The 22,973-nt window shown below is 41.5% G+C and carries 19 protein-coding genes and 5 tRNA genes; 8 read left to right on the forward strand and 16 right to left on the reverse strand.

Going from position 1 to position 22,973, the window contains the following annotated elements; all coding sequences use genetic code 11:
• Positions 1-23: 23 nt before the first annotated feature.
• Positions 24-1,118, reverse strand: coding sequence for an ISAs1 family transposase (locus tag HJG39_RS07110; RefSeq protein ID WP_268408277.1), 1,095 nt, complete (start codon positions 1,116-1,118; stop codon positions 24-26).
• Between the two features lie 412 nt (positions 1,119-1,530).
• On the opposite strand from HJG39_RS07110, the gene HJG39_RS07115 reads away from it, so the two are divergent.
• The 5 genes from HJG39_RS07115 to HJG39_RS07135 are packed head-to-tail and all read left to right on the forward strand — an operon-like array spanning position 1,531 to position 7,537.
• Positions 1,531-2,067 carry a glycine-rich domain-containing protein gene (locus HJG39_RS07115; protein WP_268408208.1) on the forward strand — a complete coding sequence of 179 codons (537 nt, stop codon included), beginning with the start codon at positions 1,531-1,533 and terminating at the stop codon, positions 2,065-2,067.
• On the forward strand, positions 2,068-2,901 hold the full coding sequence (locus HJG39_RS07120; RefSeq protein WP_268408209.1) for a TauD/TfdA family dioxygenase: 834 nt from the start codon (positions 2,068-2,070) through the stop codon (positions 2,899-2,901).
• Between the two features lie 3 nt (positions 2,902-2,904).
• On the forward strand, positions 2,905-3,573 hold the full coding sequence (locus HJG39_RS07125) for a class I SAM-dependent methyltransferase (RefSeq protein WP_268408210.1): 669 nt from the start codon (positions 2,905-2,907) through the stop codon (positions 3,571-3,573).
• A 15-nt stretch (positions 3,574-3,588) separates the two neighbouring features.
• Positions 3,589-7,086, forward strand: a complete 3,498-nt coding sequence (locus HJG39_RS07130) for an ATP-binding cassette domain-containing protein (protein WP_268408211.1) — start codon at positions 3,589-3,591, stop codon at positions 7,084-7,086.
• Positions 7,087-7,093: 7 nt separating this feature from the next.
• Entirely contained in the window at positions 7,094-7,537 is a 444-nt protein-coding gene (locus tag HJG39_RS07135) for an ATP-binding protein (protein WP_268408212.1), read from the forward strand.
• Positions 7,538-7,632: 95 nt separating this feature from the next.
• On the opposite strand, the gene HJG39_RS07140 is transcribed toward HJG39_RS07135, so the two are convergent.
• Both HJG39_RS07140 and HJG39_RS07145 read right to left on the reverse strand, forming a co-directional pair.
• Positions 7,633-10,140 carry an ABC transporter permease gene (locus tag HJG39_RS07140; protein WP_268408278.1) on the reverse strand — a complete coding sequence of 836 codons (2,508 nt, stop codon included), beginning with the start codon at positions 10,138-10,140 and terminating at the stop codon, positions 7,633-7,635.
• Between the two features lie 4 nt (positions 10,141-10,144).
• A complete protein-coding gene (locus HJG39_RS07145; RefSeq protein WP_268408279.1) occupies positions 10,145-10,855 on the reverse strand; it encodes an ABC transporter ATP-binding protein in 711 nt (236 codons plus the stop codon).
• Between the two features lie 40 nt (positions 10,856-10,895).
• Here HJG39_RS07145 and HJG39_RS07150 point away from each other — a divergent pair, with 40 nt between their 5' ends.
• Complete coding sequence (locus tag HJG39_RS07150) at positions 10,896-11,495, forward strand: arylesterase (protein ID WP_268408213.1); 600 nt, start codon at positions 10,896-10,898, stop codon at positions 11,493-11,495.
• A gap of 42 nt (positions 11,496-11,537) precedes the next feature.
• On the opposite strand, the gene HJG39_RS07155 is transcribed toward HJG39_RS07150, so the two are convergent.
• Positions 11,538-12,035, reverse strand: a complete 498-nt coding sequence (locus HJG39_RS07155) for a DUF2721 domain-containing protein (RefSeq protein ID WP_268408214.1) — start codon at positions 12,033-12,035, stop codon at positions 11,538-11,540.
• Between the two features lie 205 nt (positions 12,036-12,240).
• Here HJG39_RS07155 and HJG39_RS07160 point away from each other — a divergent pair, with 205 nt between their 5' ends.
• Both HJG39_RS07160 and HJG39_RS07165 read left to right on the forward strand, forming a co-directional pair.
• The gene (locus HJG39_RS07160) at positions 12,241-12,534 is read left to right on the forward strand and encodes a hypothetical protein (protein ID WP_268408215.1); all 294 of its coding nucleotides are present in this window, start codon (positions 12,241-12,243) and stop codon (positions 12,532-12,534) included.
• A 325-nt stretch (positions 12,535-12,859) separates the two neighbouring features.
• Entirely contained in the window at positions 12,860-13,711 is an 852-nt protein-coding gene (locus HJG39_RS07165; RefSeq protein WP_268408216.1) for a CPBP family intramembrane glutamic endopeptidase, read from the forward strand.
• A gap of 190 nt (positions 13,712-13,901) precedes the next feature.
• Here HJG39_RS07165 and HJG39_RS07170 read toward each other — a convergent pair whose 3' ends face one another.
• The 12 genes from HJG39_RS07170 to HJG39_RS07225 form a co-directional block, all read right to left on the reverse strand.
• Positions 13,902-14,450: a hypothetical protein gene (locus tag HJG39_RS07170; protein ID WP_268408217.1), complete on the reverse strand. Its 549-nt coding sequence runs from the start codon at positions 14,448-14,450 to the stop codon at positions 13,902-13,904.
• Between the two features lie 329 nt (positions 14,451-14,779).
• Positions 14,780-16,081: an amidohydrolase family protein gene (locus HJG39_RS07175; protein WP_268408218.1), complete on the reverse strand. Its 1,302-nt coding sequence runs from the start codon at positions 16,079-16,081 to the stop codon at positions 14,780-14,782.
• A complete protein-coding gene (locus tag HJG39_RS07180) occupies positions 16,081-17,466 on the reverse strand; it encodes an amidohydrolase (RefSeq protein ID WP_268408280.1) in 1,386 nt (461 codons plus the stop codon). Before HJG39_RS07180 ends, HJG39_RS07175 begins: the two co-directional genes overlap by 1 nt.
• Before the next feature lie 162 nt (positions 17,467-17,628).
• On the reverse strand, positions 17,629-18,561 hold the full coding sequence (gene dusC / locus HJG39_RS07185) for a tRNA dihydrouridine(16) synthase DusC (protein ID WP_268408219.1): 933 nt from the start codon (positions 18,559-18,561) through the stop codon (positions 17,629-17,631).
• Positions 18,562-18,619: 58 nt separating this feature from the next.
• Entirely contained in the window at positions 18,620-20,722 is a 2,103-nt protein-coding gene (locus HJG39_RS07190; RefSeq protein WP_268408220.1) for a pyridoxamine 5'-phosphate oxidase family protein, read from the reverse strand.
• A gap of 87 nt (positions 20,723-20,809) precedes the next feature.
• Positions 20,810-21,433, reverse strand: coding sequence for a glutathione S-transferase family protein (locus HJG39_RS07195; protein ID WP_268408221.1), 624 nt, complete (start codon positions 21,431-21,433; stop codon positions 20,810-20,812).
• A gap of 170 nt (positions 21,434-21,603) precedes the next feature.
• Positions 21,604-22,020: an alternative ribosome rescue aminoacyl-tRNA hydrolase ArfB gene (arfB, locus tag HJG39_RS07200; RefSeq protein WP_268408222.1), complete on the reverse strand. Its 417-nt coding sequence runs from the start codon at positions 22,018-22,020 to the stop codon at positions 21,604-21,606.
• A gap of 156 nt (positions 22,021-22,176) precedes the next feature.
• A tRNA-Glu gene (locus HJG39_RS07205) sits at positions 22,177-22,252 on the reverse strand.
• 70 nt (positions 22,253-22,322) lie between these two features.
• Positions 22,323-22,398 (reverse strand) — tRNA-Glu (locus HJG39_RS07210).
• Between the two features lie 70 nt (positions 22,399-22,468).
• A tRNA-Glu gene (locus tag HJG39_RS07215) sits at positions 22,469-22,544 on the reverse strand.
• Positions 22,545-22,705: 161 nt separating this feature from the next.
• Positions 22,706-22,781 (reverse strand) — tRNA-Glu (locus HJG39_RS07220).
• Between the two features lie 67 nt (positions 22,782-22,848).
• Positions 22,849-22,924: transfer RNA gene (locus HJG39_RS07225), tRNA-Ala, on the reverse strand.
• Between the last annotated feature and the right edge of the window lie 49 nt (positions 22,925-22,973).

Here is a 22,973-nt window from a genome sequence, read left to right on the forward strand (position 1 = left end):
CGGGATTCTACTTTGTCTATAACTTAACCAAACAGTAATACCGTTCTAAAATCTGAGTTCCATGCTGCCCCTCTGCGCTTGGCGGCGATGCTATCTTTCTTGCCTTGATGTTGTCTGATTAGGTTTAAGCAGGCACGATTAAACAAAGCAATATGTTTGGCTCCAGTCGGGTCGCTCACCTTCAGATTATCTTCCCTAAAAACAACATCTAATACCCAATGAAGTTGATTTTCTACAGCCCAATGGTCACGCACAATGCTTGCCACCTGCTCAACATCTATCGGTAATGAGCTGACAAACCAACGAGAGGAACAAGATGTCTGGTTATTGATACTACGTTCGCTGGCAACTTCAATTATGCTGCAAATATGCGGCCACTTTTTCTTCAGCTCTGGCGTTAAATTGGCATCTATCTGCATGGAGGTTCGTTTTTCTCGGCGACCATGACCCTTATTTTGCTGTTCGAATATCGCTAATTTTTCATCTTCATAGTGAGCTGAAAATTGCTCTTTCACATGTTTTTGCAAATTGGGTTGGTTACCTTTGACCTGAATAACAAAATCTCCTTTTCCCTTAATGATGGTTGCCATTGTTTCGCTCTGGCAATGCAATGCGTCCAGCGTCACCACCGCATTGTTCAGTGCTAATGCATCGATAACACGTCTGGCGACCTCACCCTCATTACCTTTGATATTACTGCTATCCTGATACAGCGCAATCCCACTACCAACATCTAAGGCACTAACGACATGGAGCGCCTTGCTGGATGATTCTTTCCAATCCCCTCTTAGGGTCTTGCCATCAAGCGATATGACTTGCTTACCTGATTGTTCACGTTTCTCATTGACCCAACCAAACACCGCCTGAATAAGGACATCGGTATCCAACGCCTTGATAATATTGGCAATACAATGCCGTCGGGGAATGCCATTAGCGAATTCACGATGTTGTCTTAGCCAATCAAGTTGGCTATCTCCAAATTCTTGGATGGATTTCCAGCCATCCGCACCACTAAGGACAGCTGATAGAGTCAGAAAGATAACATCAACCAAATCATGCTTTAGGTTAATATCAGTACGGAAGTCAGGAATAATGTTCAAGCGCTCAATCAATGTCAAATCATATTGAGATGAAAACTGATCTGATCTCGGTATGCAATAGAAGTTCAATGAATGCATATATTAATACGTGATCAATAAACGCTTCTTTATATCAAAAAGTTAGGATCCCGCCCTGTGGGTTGGGTAGAGCTACATGCCGACACAAGTGTGAGTAAGGCGCAAAGTCCTATTATTTTCTTCATCATTCCTTTCCTACTAGAATTCCTGATTACAGTACTAAACGAGCGCATTTTCCTTACCCCCACTATTTAAATATGGTTAATTTACATTTCTTATATTAATATTACATTCACAAAAACCACCACTTATTAAGGCCACTAATCGACCAAATATTAATCTCACCACATTTATTACATTGTAAAAAGCACCTATGTCAATTAAACCACCCATAAAATAAATTGGAAATAAAATGAATAACATATATTCTCAATCAAAAGCACAGGATTTCAAAAAATATTCAAGAGCAGATATTAACACTGTTATTGATGATTCAAGTTTTGTCGAGCAATCTACAGTAGACTCCATAATGTCAAGAATTAACAAAATAGACTTCACTCCTCATGGCTATAAACTAGAAAAAGAGTATGGATGGTCGGTTAGCAAAATTAACTATACAATTAAGCTTTACAAAGAGTGGTTAACTCTTCAAGCATTGTATGAAAACTTATCTTTTGCTCCTAGTGAATTGGTAGATGAGTTCTGGCACGTTCATATATTAGATACAAGAAAGTATATGAATGACTGTAACCTTATCAAAGGTGACTTCATTCATCATTATCCATATTTTGGCTTAACTGAGAAAGAAAATGAATCCGTTCTTGAATCAGGATTTACCTTAACTAAAAAACTATACCTTCATCACTTTGGTCATTGTGAACTGGGCTTTGAGGGGAACTTAACAGCTTCATGTGGTTGTCGTTCTGGCAATGGAAGTAGCTGTAGATAAATGGCGATATTAAAAATATCAGATGAACTTCAGGCAGAGTTAAAAACTCTCCTGAAATCATCACAATCCCCCGAAGAAACAATAGATATACTCAGCAAAAGCACTAAATTTTCAAATTTATTAACATCTTTAGAAAAAATCCTAAAAGAAGATAAATTTGTTCAATTTAGAGGCGGGGAGTTAAGCAATTACAATTTCTTCTTTACTGCTTTAGTAAATTGTTTTGGCGAGTATTATGGTGTAATAGAGCATACAGGAATCAAAATTGATTGTGATCATACAGGATGCTCTAGAAACCAATTAGTTTTGCATAATGATGATGCTATTGACATTGAGCGACAACCACAATTTGGTTTTATACAAGTTATAAAGGAAGACCCTGTTTTGAAGGCTCACAACGGAATAACCCTCATCAGGGAGTTGATTCGAGAGCTTAGGTTCAAAGATCCCGATTTGTTAAATTCACTACTAACAGTTCCTGTCCCTATGTGTTCTTACGGAATTAATTATGATGGTGAAAATAAAAAGAGATTGGTGGTTAAAGAACCTATTTTATCTAAAGATAACGATGGTTATAAAGTAAGATTCGATTTTGAAAGAATTAACTTTTATTACAAAGAGAAAAACGAAAAACAACCTTATGAAGAAAGCAAAATGATATTTAACTTCTTACAATATGCTAACAGCATAAAAAAGGCTCTTTTCTTAGAAGTTGGCGATATTTTAATACAAAACAATAAAGAAACTCTGCATGATAGAGGTGAGTGCTCGATTGAAATAGGGACAAATGGAAAACTGAATAGTAGAGAAATACTAGTAAGTTTTGCTCGATAAGATATGGAAACTTTCAACATACCTAAATATATTAAGAATGATAGAAGCTTCCCGTTCTGGTATTCAATGCTCATTGAAGCGAAGAAGCTTATTGATTTCTATAAAGTAAATAATATATTAGATTTCGGCTCTGGCAACGGAAAATTTTTACATTTACTAAATCATTTTAAACCAGACTTAAATCTTACTGGTATAGAGATTGATGAAGATTTATTGCAACTTTGCTCAAATGAAGCCAAAGTAAATATGCTTTTTGAAAAGAAGGTAGATTTAGATGGAACAAATTCGGAAAACTTCGACCTCATTTTTTCTCAAGAAGTCGTTTACACCATACCAAACCTATTAGAACACGCTAAAACCACTTTTTCTTTATTAAGAGGTGGTGGGTATTATATATTCACTATGGGATGTCACGTAAATAACCCAACATGGAAAAAAAGAAAAAAGGCCGTTCTATCTGAAGAGTCTTATCCTGCACATGACTATTCTGCCGAAGATATTTCATCTGCTTTTTTTAGAGCAGGTTATAGAGTTTCAGTTAAAAGGCTACCTGTACACTACCCTTTGAAATATGTACCGAATGAAAAAGGTGAGTTTAAAAGCATTGATGAGTTGTTAACTTCTACCGAGGAGCATAAATTACTTTTTGTGATGCTAAAACCTAGAAAATAGAATAAGGATGTCGCTTTGAAAGACTTAACTATAGTTAATGCCTATGAAAATAATCTAAAAAACATCAGTGCAAGTATTAAAGAGAATAGCGTCACTGTTATAAATGGAATTAATGGTTCTGGTAAGTCAACTTTGGTCAAGTCAGTTGTATATGGGGCATACTTACGTCAGGAAAGACTTCAAAATAAAAGTACGGATTATGATCTTTTAGTTAGACCTAAATTCGATTCAATCGTTAATCCATATAAAACGATTTATATAGGCCAGAAATCACCAAAGCAAACAGAGAAATCTAATGTATCAACGATCTCTGGTGTTAATAACATATTGAAGACGCAATTGGTCAACAAAGGGGAGATATGGTGTGGTAAGTGTTCAGTAAAAGTAAGTAACTTCGTATCAGAAGAAGTCATCAAGGCATTATTAAAAAAATATCCTAATGCAGAGCTAAGGTATAATTTAATAACTAATGAATATCCAAATGAAGTACATTTACGAGATAAGCTTCAAAAGCTAAAATCAAATAGCATATTAGTTGCAGGGCAAAGAGTTATTAGGGATGCAAGTTACATCCAAAAACTCAATGTTAATAAAAAGCTCACGATCGATTGCATAATTGATTTTGATAGCTTTAATTTTAGCCTTATAACTGAATTTAAAAAGCTGAAGCTATATTGCAAAGAGGAGTTGCTCTATGATTTTTCTAAACAGACATTTTGTGCTTGCCTTAAAGAGTATTACACTAAGCGACCACCATTATTTAGCACATCAACTTTAGGCGAATTTAATGGTTCTTGTACCAAATGTGAAGGAAAAGGACATGTTACCAAAGTAGATTTCGACTCGTTGATAAATGAAAATCCGCTTGACTCAACCTTTTTGAATTTGCCGCACAATGGTACTGCATACAAATATTGTTATATCCAAGACTCAGACATTCGAAAAATAGTTAAAACATTTTGCTCTTCTCTTGACATCCCCTTCGCCAAATTAGAGAGGCCACTGCAAGAAGAGCTTAAGCGCTACATAGAACCCAAGCTCCTCAGTAAAGGAACTAATAGTAATATCTCAAATTACCTTATGAAGGGGGTATGCGATTGTTGTGAAGGTACAGGTTTTAATTACCAGTCACGAGCGGTAAGTTATAAAGGACTTAACATAGCAGACATGCTATCACTGGATATTGATACACTAGCAAAAGCTCTTAAATTCGATCAACTTGAAGTCATCAACGAAAAGTTTAAGTTACTAGGTCTCCCGAAGTTTGAGCTAAGCAGGTGTTCAACAACTTTAAGCGGTGGAGAACTTCAAAGACTTAAACTTATTAAGTATTTGACAGATGAAATTGAAGACTCGCTAATTATAATTGATGAACCTTCAAAAGGGCTTAGTGTTAAAGATATATCAAACTTATTTATTGTCTTAAGAGGCTTAGCAAAGAAGAATACTATTTTGCTGGTTGATCACTCAGAGTATGTTATTAAAAACTCAGATTATAGCCTTACTTTAGGCCCATATAGTGGGGTTAATGGTGGTTATATCAGTGAAAGTTTACCTTCTTTCATAAACTTTCCTGAGCCTAATAAACAAAGCAGTAATGAAATATGTACATTTGAAGGGATTAACTATAATTTTGTAAAAAATCAAAATGTAAATATATTGCTAAACGGATTAAATGCAATTTTTGGTATATCTGGTAGCGGAAAAAGTAGCTTGGCAAAAGGTCTTTTTGATATTGTTCAGGATGAAAGCAAACATTTTCAACATAAAGCCTTACTTGAACAGACCGAAATTAGTGGGAATATTCGATCTACCATAGCTTCTTATCTAAAGGTTTCCGAGCCTCTTAGGGCTATTTTTTCCAGTCAGCCTATTTCTCGCTCATTTTGTTTGAATAAGGAGCATTTTTCTTCAAATACTGAAGCTGGAATGTGTAAAGTTTGTAATGGAACTGGTTTCGTTGACTCAGGGCGATGCCAATCTTGCCTTGGTACTAAATTAATACCTCTAGCCAATTATGTTTATTTTGGAAATAACACTCTAAATGAATACCTGTCAATGACAGTTGAAGAGTTAAAGTATAGTCAAATTTATGTTGAGTTAGAAGACGTAATTGAGCTGTTAATAAGTTTAGGCTTAGGCCACCTATCCTTGGGAAGAACTACTTCTACGTTAAGTGGAGGTGAATCTCAAAGATTAAAAATGGCTAAATATTTGATTGAAATGGCTACTGTTATTAATTCTGAAAATGATCATGTCTTAATGCTGTTGGATGAACCCATGAGGGGGTTAAGCGACCAAGATTCGTTACACATATTCTCAAAACTTAAATCACTAACTCATCTTAATAACACTATTTTAATTATCGAGCATAACCCCAAAGTAGTTCTGAGCTGCGACTATCTAATTGAGATAGGCCCGAAAGCAGGTGAATTAGGTGGTAAAGTTACTTTTAACGATTACAGCACACAATATCATCTAGATGTTTCAAATGATTTCAGTTTTAATACTGTTACTTCACTAAAAAATTTGGATGTTAAGAAGTTTCATTTTAATGAAGAAGATTTAGCGTTTCTGGCACAAAAAGAGTTCAATGGGAGCTTTAAAGTAAAGGATATTATAAACACCAAAATATTTTATGATAAACAAAGCCTCATTGAAGCTATTAACTTTGAAGTAGATAGTACATATTACTTCAATCCACTATACCCTCTGTTGCTAAACTCTTCTTCTGTACCCTATAGTGAGCTTAAATTTCTCACAACTAATTTGGTTAAACTAGGATTTGAAAGTTGTTTAGTAGATGGGGTCAATCTACCTCTAAAAGAGCTACCACAAGTATCGTCTTCTAAAAACTTCTGGGATATATTTATCCCAACTAAAAGCTTAGAGTTAGCTTTTGAACTTGGAGCTGGAATTATTATTCTAAAGAGAAATGGAGATATTACTCATTACTCTTTGAGAGTTATTGACAATGAAAACCACGTAATAGGTTCAAGGTTAGACAAATTAGATGATGACTTCTTTAATCTATATTTTCACAAATGCCCACAGTGTTCAGGAAGTGGTAAGGTAGAAATAATTCAAAAATTAGAACTCGATACAAAAAAGGCATATACTGATCTCTCGTGTTACCCCAAATTCTTACAAAAGGATATAAAAAAGTTATTTTTTCGACTAAAAGAGGCGTTAAACAAGTTCTCATCTGAGAAAATATTTGATTCAAATATGTCGATTAGCGAGCTATCAAATGATGACCATAGGAAAATCTTGTTTGGAGAGTTTGGGTTATCTTTTTTTAAAAATAGTGGCCGGAAAAATGCCATGGAAGATATGATCGAATGGGAAGGGCTTTATCAATTTATTTTAAAAAGAGCCTCTAAATTTAATGCTCAAAACCGTGAGTTTATCGAAAATAATATTACTACCAGTACGTGCCATCAGTGCAAAGGCTCACAATATAAAAAGGAGTTTAACTACTATATATACAAAGGTAAAAACATTTGGGAGTGAAGAGTGAATGGAAGTATTTTTAATCATGGGTGCTCCCGGAGCCGGAAAAACAACTTATATATCTGAAAAATTGAATGGTTACTTTGTTATCTCATGTGACAATATTAGAGAAGCAAAATATGGTTGTATACGCTCATTCGAAATTAGGCAAAAAGTTCTTCAAGATATTTTACTTTTGATTGAGTTTTGTATAACTCTCAAAATTAATTTTGTCATTGATACTACTTACTTCAATGATATCGAAAATCGGCAAAAACTTGTTGAGTTAGGCTTTTCAAAATATATAAATGTAATAATTATTGATACTTCATTAGACAAGTGTATTGCGAATAACCAGAAAAGAAAAAAAACAAGGGTTATTAATGAGAGAATGGTGAGAATGTTACATGAGCGAATGTCGGCCCCAACAATATTTGAGAAATTCCAGTCTTTAAAAAGGATTGCAAGCTAGCCTTATCAACTCTAGCTTTTTTAAAAACAAACCCGTATTCACTTCCCTCGGTATCCCATTACCTTCCCTTACGCATTTCAGCCAGACCTTACTTCCTACACCATCTGCCTTAATAAGCGTGTGGTGTTTAATGATAACAGTCGCCAGCAGCTCATTGCGCCGAGTAAACCGACAACGGCAGCGCCAACCACAGGGGCAACAACCCAATAAGTGTAATGGAACGACACCTGCATCTGGAACAGTTCGGTTTGTAAGAAGTACAAGGTGACTTCATTGGCGAGTGCGGCCATAAAGCCTGCAACTACACCTAAAATCACGAACTCAAACACCACACTTGCGCGAATCACTGAACCTTTTGCCCCAAGTGTACGCAAAATAGCGAGTTCCTGCTGACGCTCATCCATACTGGCTTGCACTTGCGCGATCAGCACTAACGCGCCCGCAACCAGCACCAATACCAGAATGAATTCCACGGCTACGGAAACTTGATCGATCACTTCGCGAATACGCTCAATACGCGCATCAACGTCTATCAAAGTAACGGTGCCAAAGGATGCCATGATTTTCGGCACCTCAGGCTTCATTTCTGGCGCAACGTTAAAGCTGGTAATGTAGGTTGGAATGTAGTTTTCCATCGCTTTAGGATGCAAAATAAAGAAGAAGTTGGGCTGAAGTGTTTGCCAATTCACTTCACGCAAACTGGTAACGGTAACGTCTACTACTTCGCTACCAATGTTGAAAGTCAATACATCACCAAGGGCAATATCCATGCGTTTTGCGGCTTGCTCTTCCACTGAAACAGGTAACGGTTCGCCTTCTTGCCATTCAGTTAGCCACTTGCCTTCAACAACCTTGTTTTGATATTGCAGTTCTAGGTTCCACGTTAAGTTGGCTTCGCGCCCTAAACCGTCGCGCTGCGCTTGCTCATCTTCATCGTTTTTGGCAACGGATGTACGTACACTTTCCCCATTCACAGCAACAAACCGCCCTCGCACCACGGGGTAAAACTGCTCTACGGTTATCCCGTTTTCCTCAAAATCTTGCTGAACTTGTTTAACCTGATCTTGCTCGATGTTGATCATAAAGTAGTTTGGCGTACCTTCTGGAAGTTGATCGCGCCATTGTTGAACCATGTCGTTGCGCATCACCAACACGATTAACAGCAACATGATAGTGATGGCAAAGCTAATGAGCTGCACGCTGTTATCCATTGAACGGCGCTTGATTCGGGCCCACGCTAATTGCCACGGCCCCATTCGGCCTTCACCTAGTCGACGACCAACAGCAATTAATCCAAATGTCACGAGCATTAATGCCGCCACCAATAGCACGCCTGAGCCAAACAAGATAAAGCTCATTTTCAAATTGCCGCTGTATACCCACATTAATGAGAATACACCGGTTGCGGAAGCAAAGAACTGCAAAGTTTTTGAACTTAGCTGCGCGCCTAAGTCTTTGCGTAAAACCCGTAATGGAGGCACGGAAAATAAGCGCATTAATGGGTAAACGGAGAACAACACCGCGCACACTAAACCGGTGAAAATGGCAATCCAGACCGGCCCCCAAAACCAAGCTTGTACGGCAACCGGTACTTGATCGGCTATGGCCCACACCACCACTTGTTGAATCACAAAGCCCATTGCGCAGCCAATCACAATGCCTAACACAGTGACGAGCAACACCTGCAATAAGTACACTTTTTGTACCAGTTTTTTGCTTGCGCCTAATGTTTTAAATATGGCAACAGGATCGTAATGGCGCTGGCTATATCGCTGTGCAGCAACGGCAATCGCCACCGACGCTAACACAATCGCCAACAAACTCGCCAACAAGAAGAATTGCTCGGCACGCTCCACGGAACGACCAATGCCGGAGTTGTCATCACCAACCGAACGCCAATTATGAATGTCGCGGGATAATTGCGGCTCTAACCATTCATAATATTGCTCGAGTTGCTCTGCTTCGCCAGTAAAATAAGTGACAAAGTCCACCCGTGCACCCGGCCCTAAAATGTTAGCGGAAGGCAAGTCTTCTATGCGCATTAATACCCTAGGATTAATAGCAAACACGCTAAAACCGCCATCGGGAATTTCCACCAACACTTTGCTGACTTTTAAGCTGGCATCACCAATGTCTATCGACTCTCCCAAGGCAATGCCAAGGGTTTCAAAAAGCTGAGACTCAACCCACACTTCACCCACACTTGGCAGGTTTTTGGTAACTTCACCTGCGGCAAAGGGAGTGTCTGCTACTTTAATGTCGCCTTTTAACGGGTATGCGCTGTTACTGGCTCTTACGGTCACTAACGACATCGACTCAGCGGCAAACGCCATTGAATTTGTGCGGGTTTGCGCGGCGGTTGTTAATCCTAAACTGTGTGCTTTGTTTAACCATTCTTCGCTGGCTGGGGCATTAGAAAACAACACGCTATCTGCCGCCAAAAATTGTGCAGAACGCTCGTTAAGCGCCGATTGCAAACGCTCGCTGAACAAGGAAAGCGACATAACAGAGGCAACCGACAACACAATCGCCAATAGGATAACGGTTAATTCGCCGCGTTTGGCTTCATGTTTGAACAAGCGCCACGCTAAATTTGCCCACATCACGCTACCCTGCTCTTAGTTTTTCGATATTGGCTGCGCCATCGGCATTTTGGGTGACTTCAGTAAGCTGCCCTGCTTCCATATTTAATTGCCTTTGGCAGCGATGCGCTAAACGATTGTCGTGAGTGACTAACACCAAGGTGGTTGCACTGGTTTTATTAAGTTCAAATAGCAAAGATTGGATTTTGTCGCCATTAACTGAGTCTAGGTTGCCTGTGGGCTCATCGGCAAACAAAATGGCAGGCTCGGTAATAAAGGCTCTGGCGATAGCAACACGTTGTTGTTCACCGCCTGAAAGTTGATTTGGATAATGTGTCGCACGATGCTCTAATCCCACTTTGCTAAGTAAAGACTGTGCCAGTTGTTTGGGGTTATCTAAGCCTGCTATTTCGGCCGGCAGCATCACGTTTTCCAGCGCGGTTAAGCTTTGCACTAGCATAAAGCTCTGAAAGATAAAGCCAACGTTTTCGCCACGAACACGGGCTCGCTGTTCTTCGTCCATAGCGTGTAACGCTTGTTCATTTAACAGGATTTCACCGCTTGATACTTCGTCTAATCCGGCAAGTAAACCTAGTAACGTGGATTTCCCTGAGCCTGAGGCCCCAACAATGGCAACAGATTCTCCTTGCTTGACATCGAAGCTAATCGGTTGAAGGATCTGTAACGAACCTTCCGAGGTGTCGACCGTTTTCGTTACATTACGGGCTTGAATCATAACTTTTGGAGAATCAGTCATAGTGTTAAAGCGTCTCTTTTTGCTGATAGTACTTATACCTTTTTTCGCGCATTCGGATCAATCCAACACGTCTGGGCATAAATTACTCATACTAGGGGATAGCCTAAGTGCAGCCTACAATTTAAAGCAAGAACAAGGCTGGGTTTCTTTGTTACAAAATGCATGGTCCAACAACGACATTCACATCGTTAACGCTGCCATTAGCGGCGAAACCTCTTCTGGCGGATTAGCGCGTCTTCCTAGACTACTTGAACAACACGATCCCACACATATGCTAATTGAGCTGGGCGCTAACGATGGACTAAGAGGTTACTCCATCACCAAGATGAAAGCGAATCTGGTAAAAATGATTGAACTTGGTCAAGCCCATGGTGTGCAAATTGCCTTGCAAGAAATGCAAATTCCGCCGAATTACGGCAGACGCTACACACAAATGTTCACGCAAACATACCATGAATTAGCTGAGGAATATCAGCTCACGGTTATTCCTTTTTTCATGCAGGATGTGGCGCTTGATAAATCGCTTATGCAAAAAGATGGTTTACATCCCAATGCGAAAGGCCAACCGATTATTGCAGAATTTATGCAATCACAACTCGGGACTTGGCTAGCCGAATAACGATGCTTTTAAGCTACTGAATCGGAGCGTGAAAGCCGCTAGTTAGGGCTTTTCTTGCTCCTTCAACTTGTTACTAGCATAGTGTGCATCATCCGTTTTTTGTGGCGGAAAGCCCGGTTTTAACACATCCGTTGCTAAGCGAATTTCACGTAAGAAAAGCAAAAGCGATACGATAAGAGAAACGAGTGCAAACACAAACAGCACCACCACGGCTTGGGCGATGGGTAAATGCCAAAAGTCACCAACAAACACGCCCACTACGACTGTACACACACACAAACCTGATGCCACACAATACCAAATAGATTTGTTGATAATGTCAGTTCGACGCCAAAGCACACGAAGCTCTGCGTCTGCCTTTTTAAGGAGTTTTTCATCAGTAAGTGCACGTAACATGCCCTCAACCTGACGCGCTCTATCGATAATGCGACCGAGTCGGCCCGACATAACATTTAAAAAACCTGCAATACCTGCCAACAAAAAAACGGGTCCAATTGCTAGCTGTATAACGCCTGCCAAAGCGGCGATTGAATTATCCATAGTTACTTCATCAAAAAAGGATTTAAATCACTGATTACTGATTACTGATTACTGATTACTGATAATAGTAATCTATAGCAAACATTCAGCAAACTAATGACTTAGATAAGTTTCTCCTTAGTTAGAGCGTATCTTATCGTGATATTGAACGTTTTTTGTTCTAGACTGAATACAGGTGAGTCATTCAAAAAGTGAGGTAAGTTCGATGGAAATAGGTGCATCAGGCGGCTCAGGTAGTGTGCTTTCAACACTGCAAAGCCGACAAGAGCAACAACAAGCTCAAAACGCCGAGAATCAAACTCAGCAATCTCAGGCGAATACGCAAGAAAACGCTCGAATTAGTACCGAGGATCAACAATCAAACGAAGCGCTCCAAGCGGCAAGTGCAGAGCCTGCTGAGTCTAGCGAGGTTGCTCAAGCTGAAACCGCAGCGGAAAATCAGGAAGTAGAGCGCGATCCAAACCAACGTGTTGGCACAGTGGTAGATACGCAGGTTTAAGCTGATAAGCAATACACTTTAAATTCGGATTAAATATGGAACTTCCACCTGCGTATAGTGGGTGGTTGTTTTATCCTTACTTTATTTTTGCCCACATTCTTTTATCTGCCGGCATCACTGCCTTACTCTGATTCTCTGTGTTTAATTGCCGGTCAACCATTCCATTTATAGCGATTGATACTTTTCTAAACATTTGAAAGCTTGCTCACTGCAAATAAACAACATACTTTGAAAGCGATTAGGTTTTACTGACTTCATCACTCTTACTCATCACAGCTAAAATAATCCAATTAAACTAGCCATCACCAAGTTAAAAGGAACTCACTTGAAACAGCATTCAGAAACTCTGTTCACGCTCATTACCTTCTTGGTTTTGATTGTCGCTTTTTACTTTTTAGGTTACTGGTTAATTTACCGGATGGGGCAAGCCACGCCTTTAATGCTGTCGGTAGGCGCAGCAACCATTACGACTTGTTTGATAAGAAAACGAAAATTTTCAAGCTTAGGTTGGCAATGGAGAAGTGGACAGGAAGGGTCGAAATATCAGTATATAAATTACCTCATTCCACTGCTGATTGCATTGGTTTCTTACTTGGTCATTTGGCTGTTTGGCTTTGGTGACGTTTATAACGCCGATTTTCTCTCCACACTAAAAGATAACTACAACCTTAGCCATTGGAATAACCTTGCCATATTGCTTCTGCATATTGGCATCATTGCAACCATCAGCTTCGTCGTGTCACTACCCTCTATTTTGGGTGAGGAAATAGGTTGGCGAGGCTTTCTGGTTCCTGAACTTGCGAAAATAATGCCTTTCGCGGGCGTAGCGTTAGTCAGTGGTTTGATTTGGTCTTTGTTTCACTGGCCATTAATTTTCCTTGGTTTGTACGGTAATGATGTCACTCCCTTGCCTTACCAATTGCTGGTATTTTCTGTATTTATTACATCAACAGGCACGATAATGGCCTATTTCCGGCTAAAAACGCAAAGTGTTTGGCCAGCCGTTTTTTATCATGGCAGCTCGAATATTTTCATTCAAAAACTCTTTACACCCATTACCGTTACCACAACAAACTCAGCTTGGTATATTGATGAATTTGGGGCTGTGTTAGCGATAACGGCAACCTTGGTTGCACTGTACTATTTGAAAAAAGGGAACGCTGAATTTACGCGATGAGCAAAGCGAATAAAAACCGCTGTTAGCACTATAGTAAGGAATCGGATTTATAAGAAATGCAATTCTAGACACCAGAAAAATGGAGCCTAGAATTGTTAATCGAAATTAAAGCTGCAACAGCTTGTTTTATACTTCTGAAACTCAGCCCTGAATTCATCAGGTAAAGAAGGTTTCACTAATACTTAAGACGCTATTTACCAGCGTTAATCAATTCTTCAACAATAAGTTTCGATATGAGTTCGATGTCTCTTGGTTCATCTTCTTGATCCCAAGAAAACGCTGCAATTTCCAAGTTAACGGCTAGATCTTCGAGATAAGCATATTTAGTTGTGTAATTCCTTTTACCAAAACTAGCTAACGCTTTATCTCCGTCTTGAATGACTACGCTGTGAGAAACCTCAGGTTTGCCCAAAGCACCGCCGCCCAAATGAAATCTTCTCTTGAAGTCGATGCTGAAAGAAACACTCAAACCTTCCGTATTTTCGGCAGCTAACAGGCCTTTTTCTTTAAGGCTTGCTTCTAGATAGTTTCTAAATTGACTCTCTAATTCCGTTTTATTTGCAAAAGTCGTGTCTCCTTCAATGGCTCCATGCCCTAACGTTAAGTTAACGGAAACTTGAGAAACTTTGTAAGGCGTCTTTTGTTTTAATATTGGTGTTGGCTCCACATGATATGTATATGGAGATGAGGCGCAGGCACTTAATAATACTGCCAAAGTGATAGCGATTACTGTTTTCATTAAAACTCCCAAACAGGTAATTATTTTGCTTCAACTTATACCCTGTATAAGCTGAGCTGCATAATATATACACAAAAGAAATAAAACAATCAGATATAAAGATGTAGGAGTAAAAGCCACATAAAAAGCTTATCCAATGGGTAATTCAACCACTCAGCACAACACCCGAGGGATATAAATATATCATCCTAAAAAGGAATTGAATGACCAGCAACGAAAAAGCCAGCAATGAGCGCTGGCTTTCATTTATTTAAGCACTTTTTATAAGCTCTTCATGTAAACACTTTACTTAAGAGCTTTGAAAGACACTTGGTATATCAAAATACCTATTACGGACGATTATAACGATACGGCATGTCCTGCCCTAGCGTCATGTATCGATCACGTAGTTTGGTTTGGCGAGATTCCATTGTAATCGGCTCACCATTGATGATAACCACTTCTGCGTAGGTCATGACTTCTAACGGGTCGCCAGACCAAATCACCACATCCGCTTGCTTACCTTTGGCTAAACTGCCGAGTGTGTCTTCTACATCGAGCAATTCTGCTGGATTAACCGTAAGCGCGGCCATCGCATCGGCCCACGGCATACCGTTAGCAACAGCATTACCCGCAAGTTGTGTCACCAAGCGCGTGTTGTGGCTATCAGCACTATATTTGCCCACATTGGCAATACTGACTTTTACCCCAGCACGAGACAAACGCCCAGCATTTTTAAGCGTTGCACCTAGCTCATCAAAATCAAACGGTAAGTTAGACTCAGGGTTCACCACCACAGGAATACCAGCTTCGGCTATTTCCTCGGCTACCAACCAACCCTCTGTGGCATGGACTAGCACTAAATCAAGATCGTCAAAGCGCTGTTTTAACGCAATGACTTGACGAATATCGGCAACACGATCGGCCGACACAAACAAAGGCATATCGCCTTTTACCACTGGAATTAAGGCATTAACATCGGTTTTAGCAAACTCCCCATTCCATTCTTGATTGATTCCCAGCGTTTTGCCATTTAGGGAAGCCGCTTCTTTCAGCACACGAATCAATTTAGGCCAAACCACCGCACGAGAACCACCCTCAGAATCAACAAAAGCACCTGAAAGATTAATCGACATAAACGCGTTAGTTTTAAGTAAGGGGCTATTTATGTCACCCAGTGAAATAACGCTGCCCTGCCCTTGGAACAAGGTATTACTATAATTCGCGCCAGTTGCGACCGTGGTTACACCTTCAATACGGGCCACGTTAATTAGGCTGGAATTCATGTTAATGCCAAATTGGCTATCAACACTGGCACCAAGCTCCTTCGCATCTTTTAGCTCGAAGTTGGCATCGTTAATACCGGCTGAAAAGCTCACTTCTTCAAGCCCAAGTCCAGATTTAGCAACAATTAATCCCGGCGTAACGATTTTGCCGCGCGCATCAATGCTGTTATAACCTTTCGGCGCTTCACCATCAGCCATAATGCTTTCAATTTTGCCATCTCGAATGAGAACCGTGGCGTTTTCAATGGAACCTTGTTTATCGAAGGTATGCACCAGCGCGCCAGTAATCGCGATATTTTCAGCCATCGCTGCCGCGCTTAAGAAAGTACCGGCAACCACGGCTGCAATTTTATTTAATCCGCTCATTATCGTTCTCCTTCACCGGGTTGATCTACTTCGAAATCGCTAACAGGCCAGATGTCAGGGTTGTTGGCGTCATAAACCAACGCGCCATCAATATAAACGTGTTCAGCCAAAGTGTAAGTCGAGAACGGGTCGCCACTCCACAATACTACGTCAGCATCTTTACCAGCTTCTAATGAACCTGTTTTATCGAATACGCCCATGGATTTGGCAGGGTTAGCAGACAACCATTGCCATGCGTCTGCGCGGCTAATACTGATCCCCGCACGATGTGCGTTCCCCAACACTTTTGCAGCTTCTTGATTCAAACGTTGAATACCCAAGTCGCTGTCGGAGTGAACGATGGCACAAGCTTTAGCTTGATGTACCAAGGCGATGTTTTCCTGAATGGCATCGTATGCTTCCATTTTGAAGCCCCACCAGTCAGCCCACATGGACGCACATACGTTATTTTCGGCTAAGGTATCGGCAATTTTGTAGGCTTCAACCGCGTGATGGAAGCTACTGATTTGATAATCAAACTCTTTCATGACATCCATCATGACCATCATTTCATCCGCCCGATAACAGTGCATATGCACCTTAATTTCGCCGTTCAATACCCCGGCCAAAGTATCTAGTTTCAAATCTTGTTTCGGCGGCTCGACGTTCTCACCGTTGGCGTGTTTTTCGCGATAATCATCCCACTTTTTCTTATATTCTTGGGCATCGATCCACGCTTGACGATAACCAGCTACGTTACCCATACGGGTTGAAGGACCACCTTTTTCGCCGTATACCCGTTTCGGGTTTTCACCACAGGCCATTTTCAAACCATGGGGAGCCTCTGGGAATTTCATTTCTTGTACGGAGCGATTCGGTACGTTTTTCAAGGTAACGGTGCGACCACCCACCAAATTCGCAGAGCCGGGGAGAATTTGTAAAGAGGTGATACCGCCGGCTAATGCGGCTGAAAACCCTGCATCCTGCGGCCAAACCGCATGCTCTGCCCATACTTCTGCTGTAACCGGTTTAGTGGCTTCGTTGCCATCGGAATGCGCGTTTACATCTGGCGTTGGATAAACACCTAAATGACTATGGGTATCAATAATGCCGGGCGTTACCCATTTGCCACTGCCATCAATCACTTTAGCGTCTTGTGGAATGGAAACCGTTTGACCAACGGCTTTAATGTCACCATCTTGCATCAGCAACATGCCGTTTTCAATTAGGCCGCCAAGGCCATCTAGAATGGTCACATTTTTAATAACCGTCGCTACGCTAGGTAGCGGTTGATAGGTACTTGGGAAAGGATTGGATTTTAATTCAGCGAGAGGTTTTTGTTCCGGTGGTTTTTCACTGCAAGCCACTAAAAATGCACCTGATGCAGCCACGAAAGCAAGCTTCATTGCCGCATGCAAATTTAATAAGCGAAGACCACCTTGAGTGCGATTATTCTTTTTCATCATTATTCATTCTCATAGGTTATGCCGCTGAGACAAGGTAAGGAGTTCAACTTCACATTGCAATGATTTTGATATTTTGAAACAAATTCGCCGTAAAATTCAGGATTATCGGTAATGATTTAACACACTTACGATAGTGTCGGCACAATGTAAGGTGCGAACTTCGCGATATAAAGCATCCGCTTGAGGATATTGTAATATGATGTATCGCAGCCATTGTTTGATGCGATTTGGGTAATATTTTCCCTTACTACCGTAAAGTTCATAACCAGAATATTTCACCAGTAAATCAATCACCTCCTGCCACGGCATTTTTGTTTGTTGGCCTTTAACTACTTGCGCCAAATTTGGCATAGCTAACGCGCCTCGTCCAAGCATTAGGTCAGTGCATTGGGATTCCTGTTGACAGCGTAAGGCGTCTTCTTTATCCCAAATTTCACCATTGGCGATAATGGGTACAGTAACGTGCTGTTTTATTTTCGCAATCCAATCCCAATAAGCTGGCGGTTTGTAGCCTTCTTCTTTGGTTCTAGCATGGATCACCAGATGCGCAGAACCTGCTTCTGCGAGCGCTTGAGCATTTTCAATGGCAAGCGACTTGTCACTAAAACCCAAACGCATTTTCGAGGTCACAGGATGAGCATCAGGAACCGCCTCTCTTACCGCTTTTACTATGTTGTAGAGGGTGTCGGTTTCTTTAAGCAATACCGCACCACCCTTACTTTTGTTCACGGTTTTTGCTGGGCAGCCAAAATTAAGATCAACACCATGCGAACCTAACTCAATAGCTCGCGCCGCATTTTCTGCTAGCCATTGTGGGTCCTGACCGAGTAATTGCACTCTTACAGGGGTGCCGGAAGCCGTGAATCCATTAGTTTTCAGTTCTGGGCAAATACGGTGAAACACACGCATTGGCAATAGTTGGTCAACCACACGAACAAATTCAGTAACGCACAAATCGAAGCCTCCAATTTGTGTCAGCATGTCTCGCATTAAGTGATCAACCACCCCTTCCATCGGGGCCAAATAAAGCCGCATTGTGTATTATCGCCAAGGTCGTAATAAACGAAAGGCGCGCAGTCTATCGACCTTCTACTTACAATGCAATTTCCACATGTGCCAAGCTTTCATTGGCGCTTTGATCAGCACTGGGTTTGGCTGGTTTTGCGCAACACATCACCACCTCATCTTCAGCAAAGTCACACACAGGTTGCGTTTGGTAATGCACTTCGCCGGAAAGCTTCTTCACTTTACAACTGCCGCAACGCCCATTTCGGCATCCATAAACGGCCTCTACACCATGCGCTTCCGCAAATTCTAGTAATGTGCCGGATTCTGGTGTCCACGCCTGTTCAAACTCACTATTTCTGAATGTAACGACGGCGGTGTCTGCTACTTCTGCCTTCGAAGCATGAGACTTCTGTTGCGACTCCGCTGTTGCAAGTTCCACAGGTTTTGCACGCTTTAATTGCGCATCGCCAAAGGATTCAGCAAAAATGCGCTCATCACGCACACCCAAACGCAAGCAGGTGTCGTACATATCCTGCATAAAGTCATTCGGTCCACAAAGGTAGAAGTCGTAATCGGCTAAAGGCAGCACTGCTTGAATAAAGCCTTCCGAAATACGCCCTCGACACTGAAAGTCAGTTTTTGGTTCGTCGTTATCAGTTGGTTCACTAAAAGCCCAAAACACACGAATTAAGCCTGCGGCCATGTTTTCTAGGTGTTTTAATTCTTCTTTAAAGCTCTGTTCTTCGCCATTTTTAACGCCCACTAAAAGGGTGATGGGACGTAAGTGGCGTGTTTTCATCGCATCTTGAATGGCTTCGGAGATCATCGCCATCATTGGCGTAATACCAATGCCAGCAGCTAGCATCGCCGCTGGACGCTGAGACGTCATATCGAGAGTAAAATCTCCTGTAGGGGCTAAATAAGTTAGCGTATCGCCTGCTTTAACGTTGTCGTGCAGATAACGCGAAAACGTGCCCTGCTCCTCTCTTTTAACGCTAATGCGATAGTGACTTTCCGTTGGCGAATTGGACAAGGTGTAGCAACGAATTTCTTCTTTGCCATTGATAATTGCTTTTAAGGAGATAAACTGGCCCGCCTTAAATTTTGGCAGCTTACTTGTAGATTGACCATTGTGCGTCAAATAATAGGAATTCACCGAATTGCTTTCTTGTTGAACCTTAGCAACGGTTATTTCCTGCCATGAATCAGCATTCGCCACAGCCGCTTTATTCTGCTGCGCATCTTGCCAAGTGCCAGTGAACCTTGTGGTATCGGCGTAACTTTCGAACTGCCAACGAAAGGGCAAGACATGTTCAAGCCATCTTCCCTCCGTAATATGAAAACGCCATAAGCGTTGCGCGCCTTCAAAATGCTCGGTGTCTGGGTCGTCCCAAAGAATTTCCGCATTACCGGTTAAAGAAAGCACGCTGCCGGTTTCAAAGTCGATAAATAGCAAACCCGTTGCTGGATTCGATTCGATATTTCCCAAGGTGAAAAACATGTAGTTGCCAAGGTAATCAGGAATAGTCAACGTGTTGTTATCATCCACTCGGATAAAGCCCGGCTTACCGCCTCGGTGAGACACATCTGCTCCCGTACTTGGCTCACCTTCCACTTCTTTAGAGTGCGTTGCCACAAAAAAGGTATCTGCTTGTTCAATAACCTGACGCGTTATCTCGTCTAATTCGGTGATTGAAGAGATTTGTGGCGACTTGGGATTAGGCACTGACTCAATGTGGCGAGTTTGAATGTATTGAGGACAATTGCCACAGGTTTGGATAACATCTAATGTCAATGTATCGTCAAAAGACGCGAGCTTCCCAGACAGTCGATTACGACGCCGTGTTGGTAATTCAATTCCCAACATGCCCACATACATGTCTTTTCTTAAGGCATCAATTAATGGATCGCCCGCTACAGGTTTTGCATTCAATAGCAACGTTTTCGGATCGGGAGATTGAGCAAATCCCGGTTCACCATGTAAAACCGAGGCCCAGACTTGCCCTTTTAGGTCTTGGTAACCAACAAATAAAAACGGAAGTTGCTGATAGAACAATCGATGTTGATCTGGCATGAAATCCCGAATCATTCTAGGACCAAAACTTGCGAGTTGGTTTTCAATACCAAGTCTCTTGTGAATGCGCTGTTCACCTTCGTGAAAAGGTGATGATGCTGTACCTGCTGCCATGAACGAAACCTTTTAATTTAACCTGTGCAGAGGCCGCTTAATGTGTGTATCTGGCTATTCATCATTAATGCGGCCATTAAAGTCGATTTATTTAACTAAACCCACTTTAGAAACCATCATAGGAACAAAACCATCTAGTGCTTCAATACGCGCTAGCCAGTCAAGAATGTTGCTATATTCCGATAAGTCGACATTACCCTCTGGGGCTTTTGCAATGTATGAATAATGCGCAACATCTGCGATGGTTGGATGATTGCCCACTAACCATTCTTTGCCCGCTAACATTGCGTTAAATGTGGTTAAAAATGCGTGAGATTGGGTAATTGTGGCATCAGCATCGTAAGGTGCATTAAAAAGTGTGATAAGACGAGCACGCGCCGGACCGTAAGCTAACAAGCCCGCTGCCATGGATAAAAACTGTTGAACTTGTGCTGCGGCAACGGGTTCTTCCGGCAACCATTGACCCGATTTATCATAGGTTTTGGCGAGGTAAACAAGAATGGCGTTTGAGTCGAATAGTGTCACATCGCCGTCAATCAAAACAGGAATTTGACCAAATGGATTTAAAGCAAGGAAGTCCGGTTGCTTATGCGCACCTTTCATTAGATCCACATCTTGCAATGTGAAATCTAAACCTAATAGTGATAAGAAAAGTTCTGCACGGTGAGCGTGGCCCGATACTGGGTGGCGATGAAGCGTGATATTCGACATATCATAAATCCTGTGTTGAGGTTAAAAATACGAGGAAGTTTATTCACTTTTCTGTGAAAAACCTCCGTGACTACAGGACCTCAGTTTCAGGGATTTATTTCACTCATTGCCACACTCATTCGTACTTACTTATAAAAAGAGCAACTTATAAAAATGGCCAGCGCGTTTGCTTAAAAGTCAGACACTTTTCCTCTAAGTGTTTTGACTCTTCCTCGCTTGGCTTTGGAATTCATTCGTTTTTCTTTTGAAGAACGAGTGGGTTTGGTCGGCCTTCTTACTTTTTCAACTTTAGAAACCTGTTTGATAAGTTCCACTAGGCGTTCAACGGCATCTTCCCTGTTCTGTTCCTGCGTTCTAGCTTGTTGAGCTTTGATAACAATCACGCCATCTTTAGTAATACGGTGATCAGAAAGCGCTAAAAGTCTTTCCTTGTAAAATTCTGGCAATGAAGATGCACGAATATCAAAACGCAAATGAATAGCGCTAGACACTTTATTCACGTTTTGCCCGCCAGCGCCCTGCGCACGAATTGCGGTCATTTCAATTTCATCTTCAGATAAAGAAACGGCATTACTGATTTTGATCATATTACGGCTCTGCTCCAAAAGCTCCTGAGTATTGTTGGAAATTCATTAATAGAAAGCAAGGATGAACAAAAAGACTTATGTATATAAAGGGTAGAAGCTAGCGCTGGAAAGCAAAAAAGCCGCTAAAAAGCGGCTTTTTCGTCGGTTTCCCGAATATGGCGTCCCCTAGGGGATTCGAACCCCTGTTACCGCCGTGAAAGGGCGGTGTCCTAGGCCTCTAGACGAAGGGGACAGAATGTTTTGACATATTCATTCAACTTTCACTGAACCGCTATAAAGCGTTGGCTATGTCTACCTTAAAATGGCGTCCCCTAGGGGATTCGAACCCCTGTTACCGCCGTGAAAGGGCGGTGTCCTAGGCCTCTAGACGAAGGGGACAGAATGTTTTGACATATTCATTCAACTTTCACTGAACCGCTATAAAGCGTTGGCTATGTCTACCTTAAAATGGCGTCCCCTAGGGGATTCGAACCCCTGTTACCGCCGTGAAAGGGCGGTGTCCTAGGCCTCTAGACGAAGGGGACAGTAATTCTGTCTCTGGTAACACCAAAATATAAAATATTTTCACCAAGTTGGGCCGCTTATTATATTAAAGCTTCCCGAATCAGCAAGCTTTAATTTCATTTTTACTAAAATTTATTTTAGTATTTTTTAAATAAAATCAAAGCTATAGCTTTAAGTTAAGTGGCGTCCCCTAGGGGATTCGAACCCCTGTTACCGCCGTGAAAGGGCGGTGTCCTAGGCCTCTAGACGAAGGGGACAGCGTTATTACTGCCTCGGTAGATACCTTGACTTAACTTAACTTAAAACTCTCAAAGCAAATTGCTTTGGTGGAGCCAGGCGGGATCGAACCGCCGACCTCTTGCATGCCATGCAAGCGCTCTCCCAGCTGAGCTATGGCCCCGATGTACCAAGGAACAATGATTGGCCTCTGTTCCTCAGCAGCGGGGCGC

Origin of the sequence: Alteromonas sp. a30, assembly GCF_026788005.1 — a bacterium.
GTDB lineage: Bacteria > Pseudomonadota > Gammaproteobacteria > Enterobacterales > Alteromonadaceae > Paraneptunicella.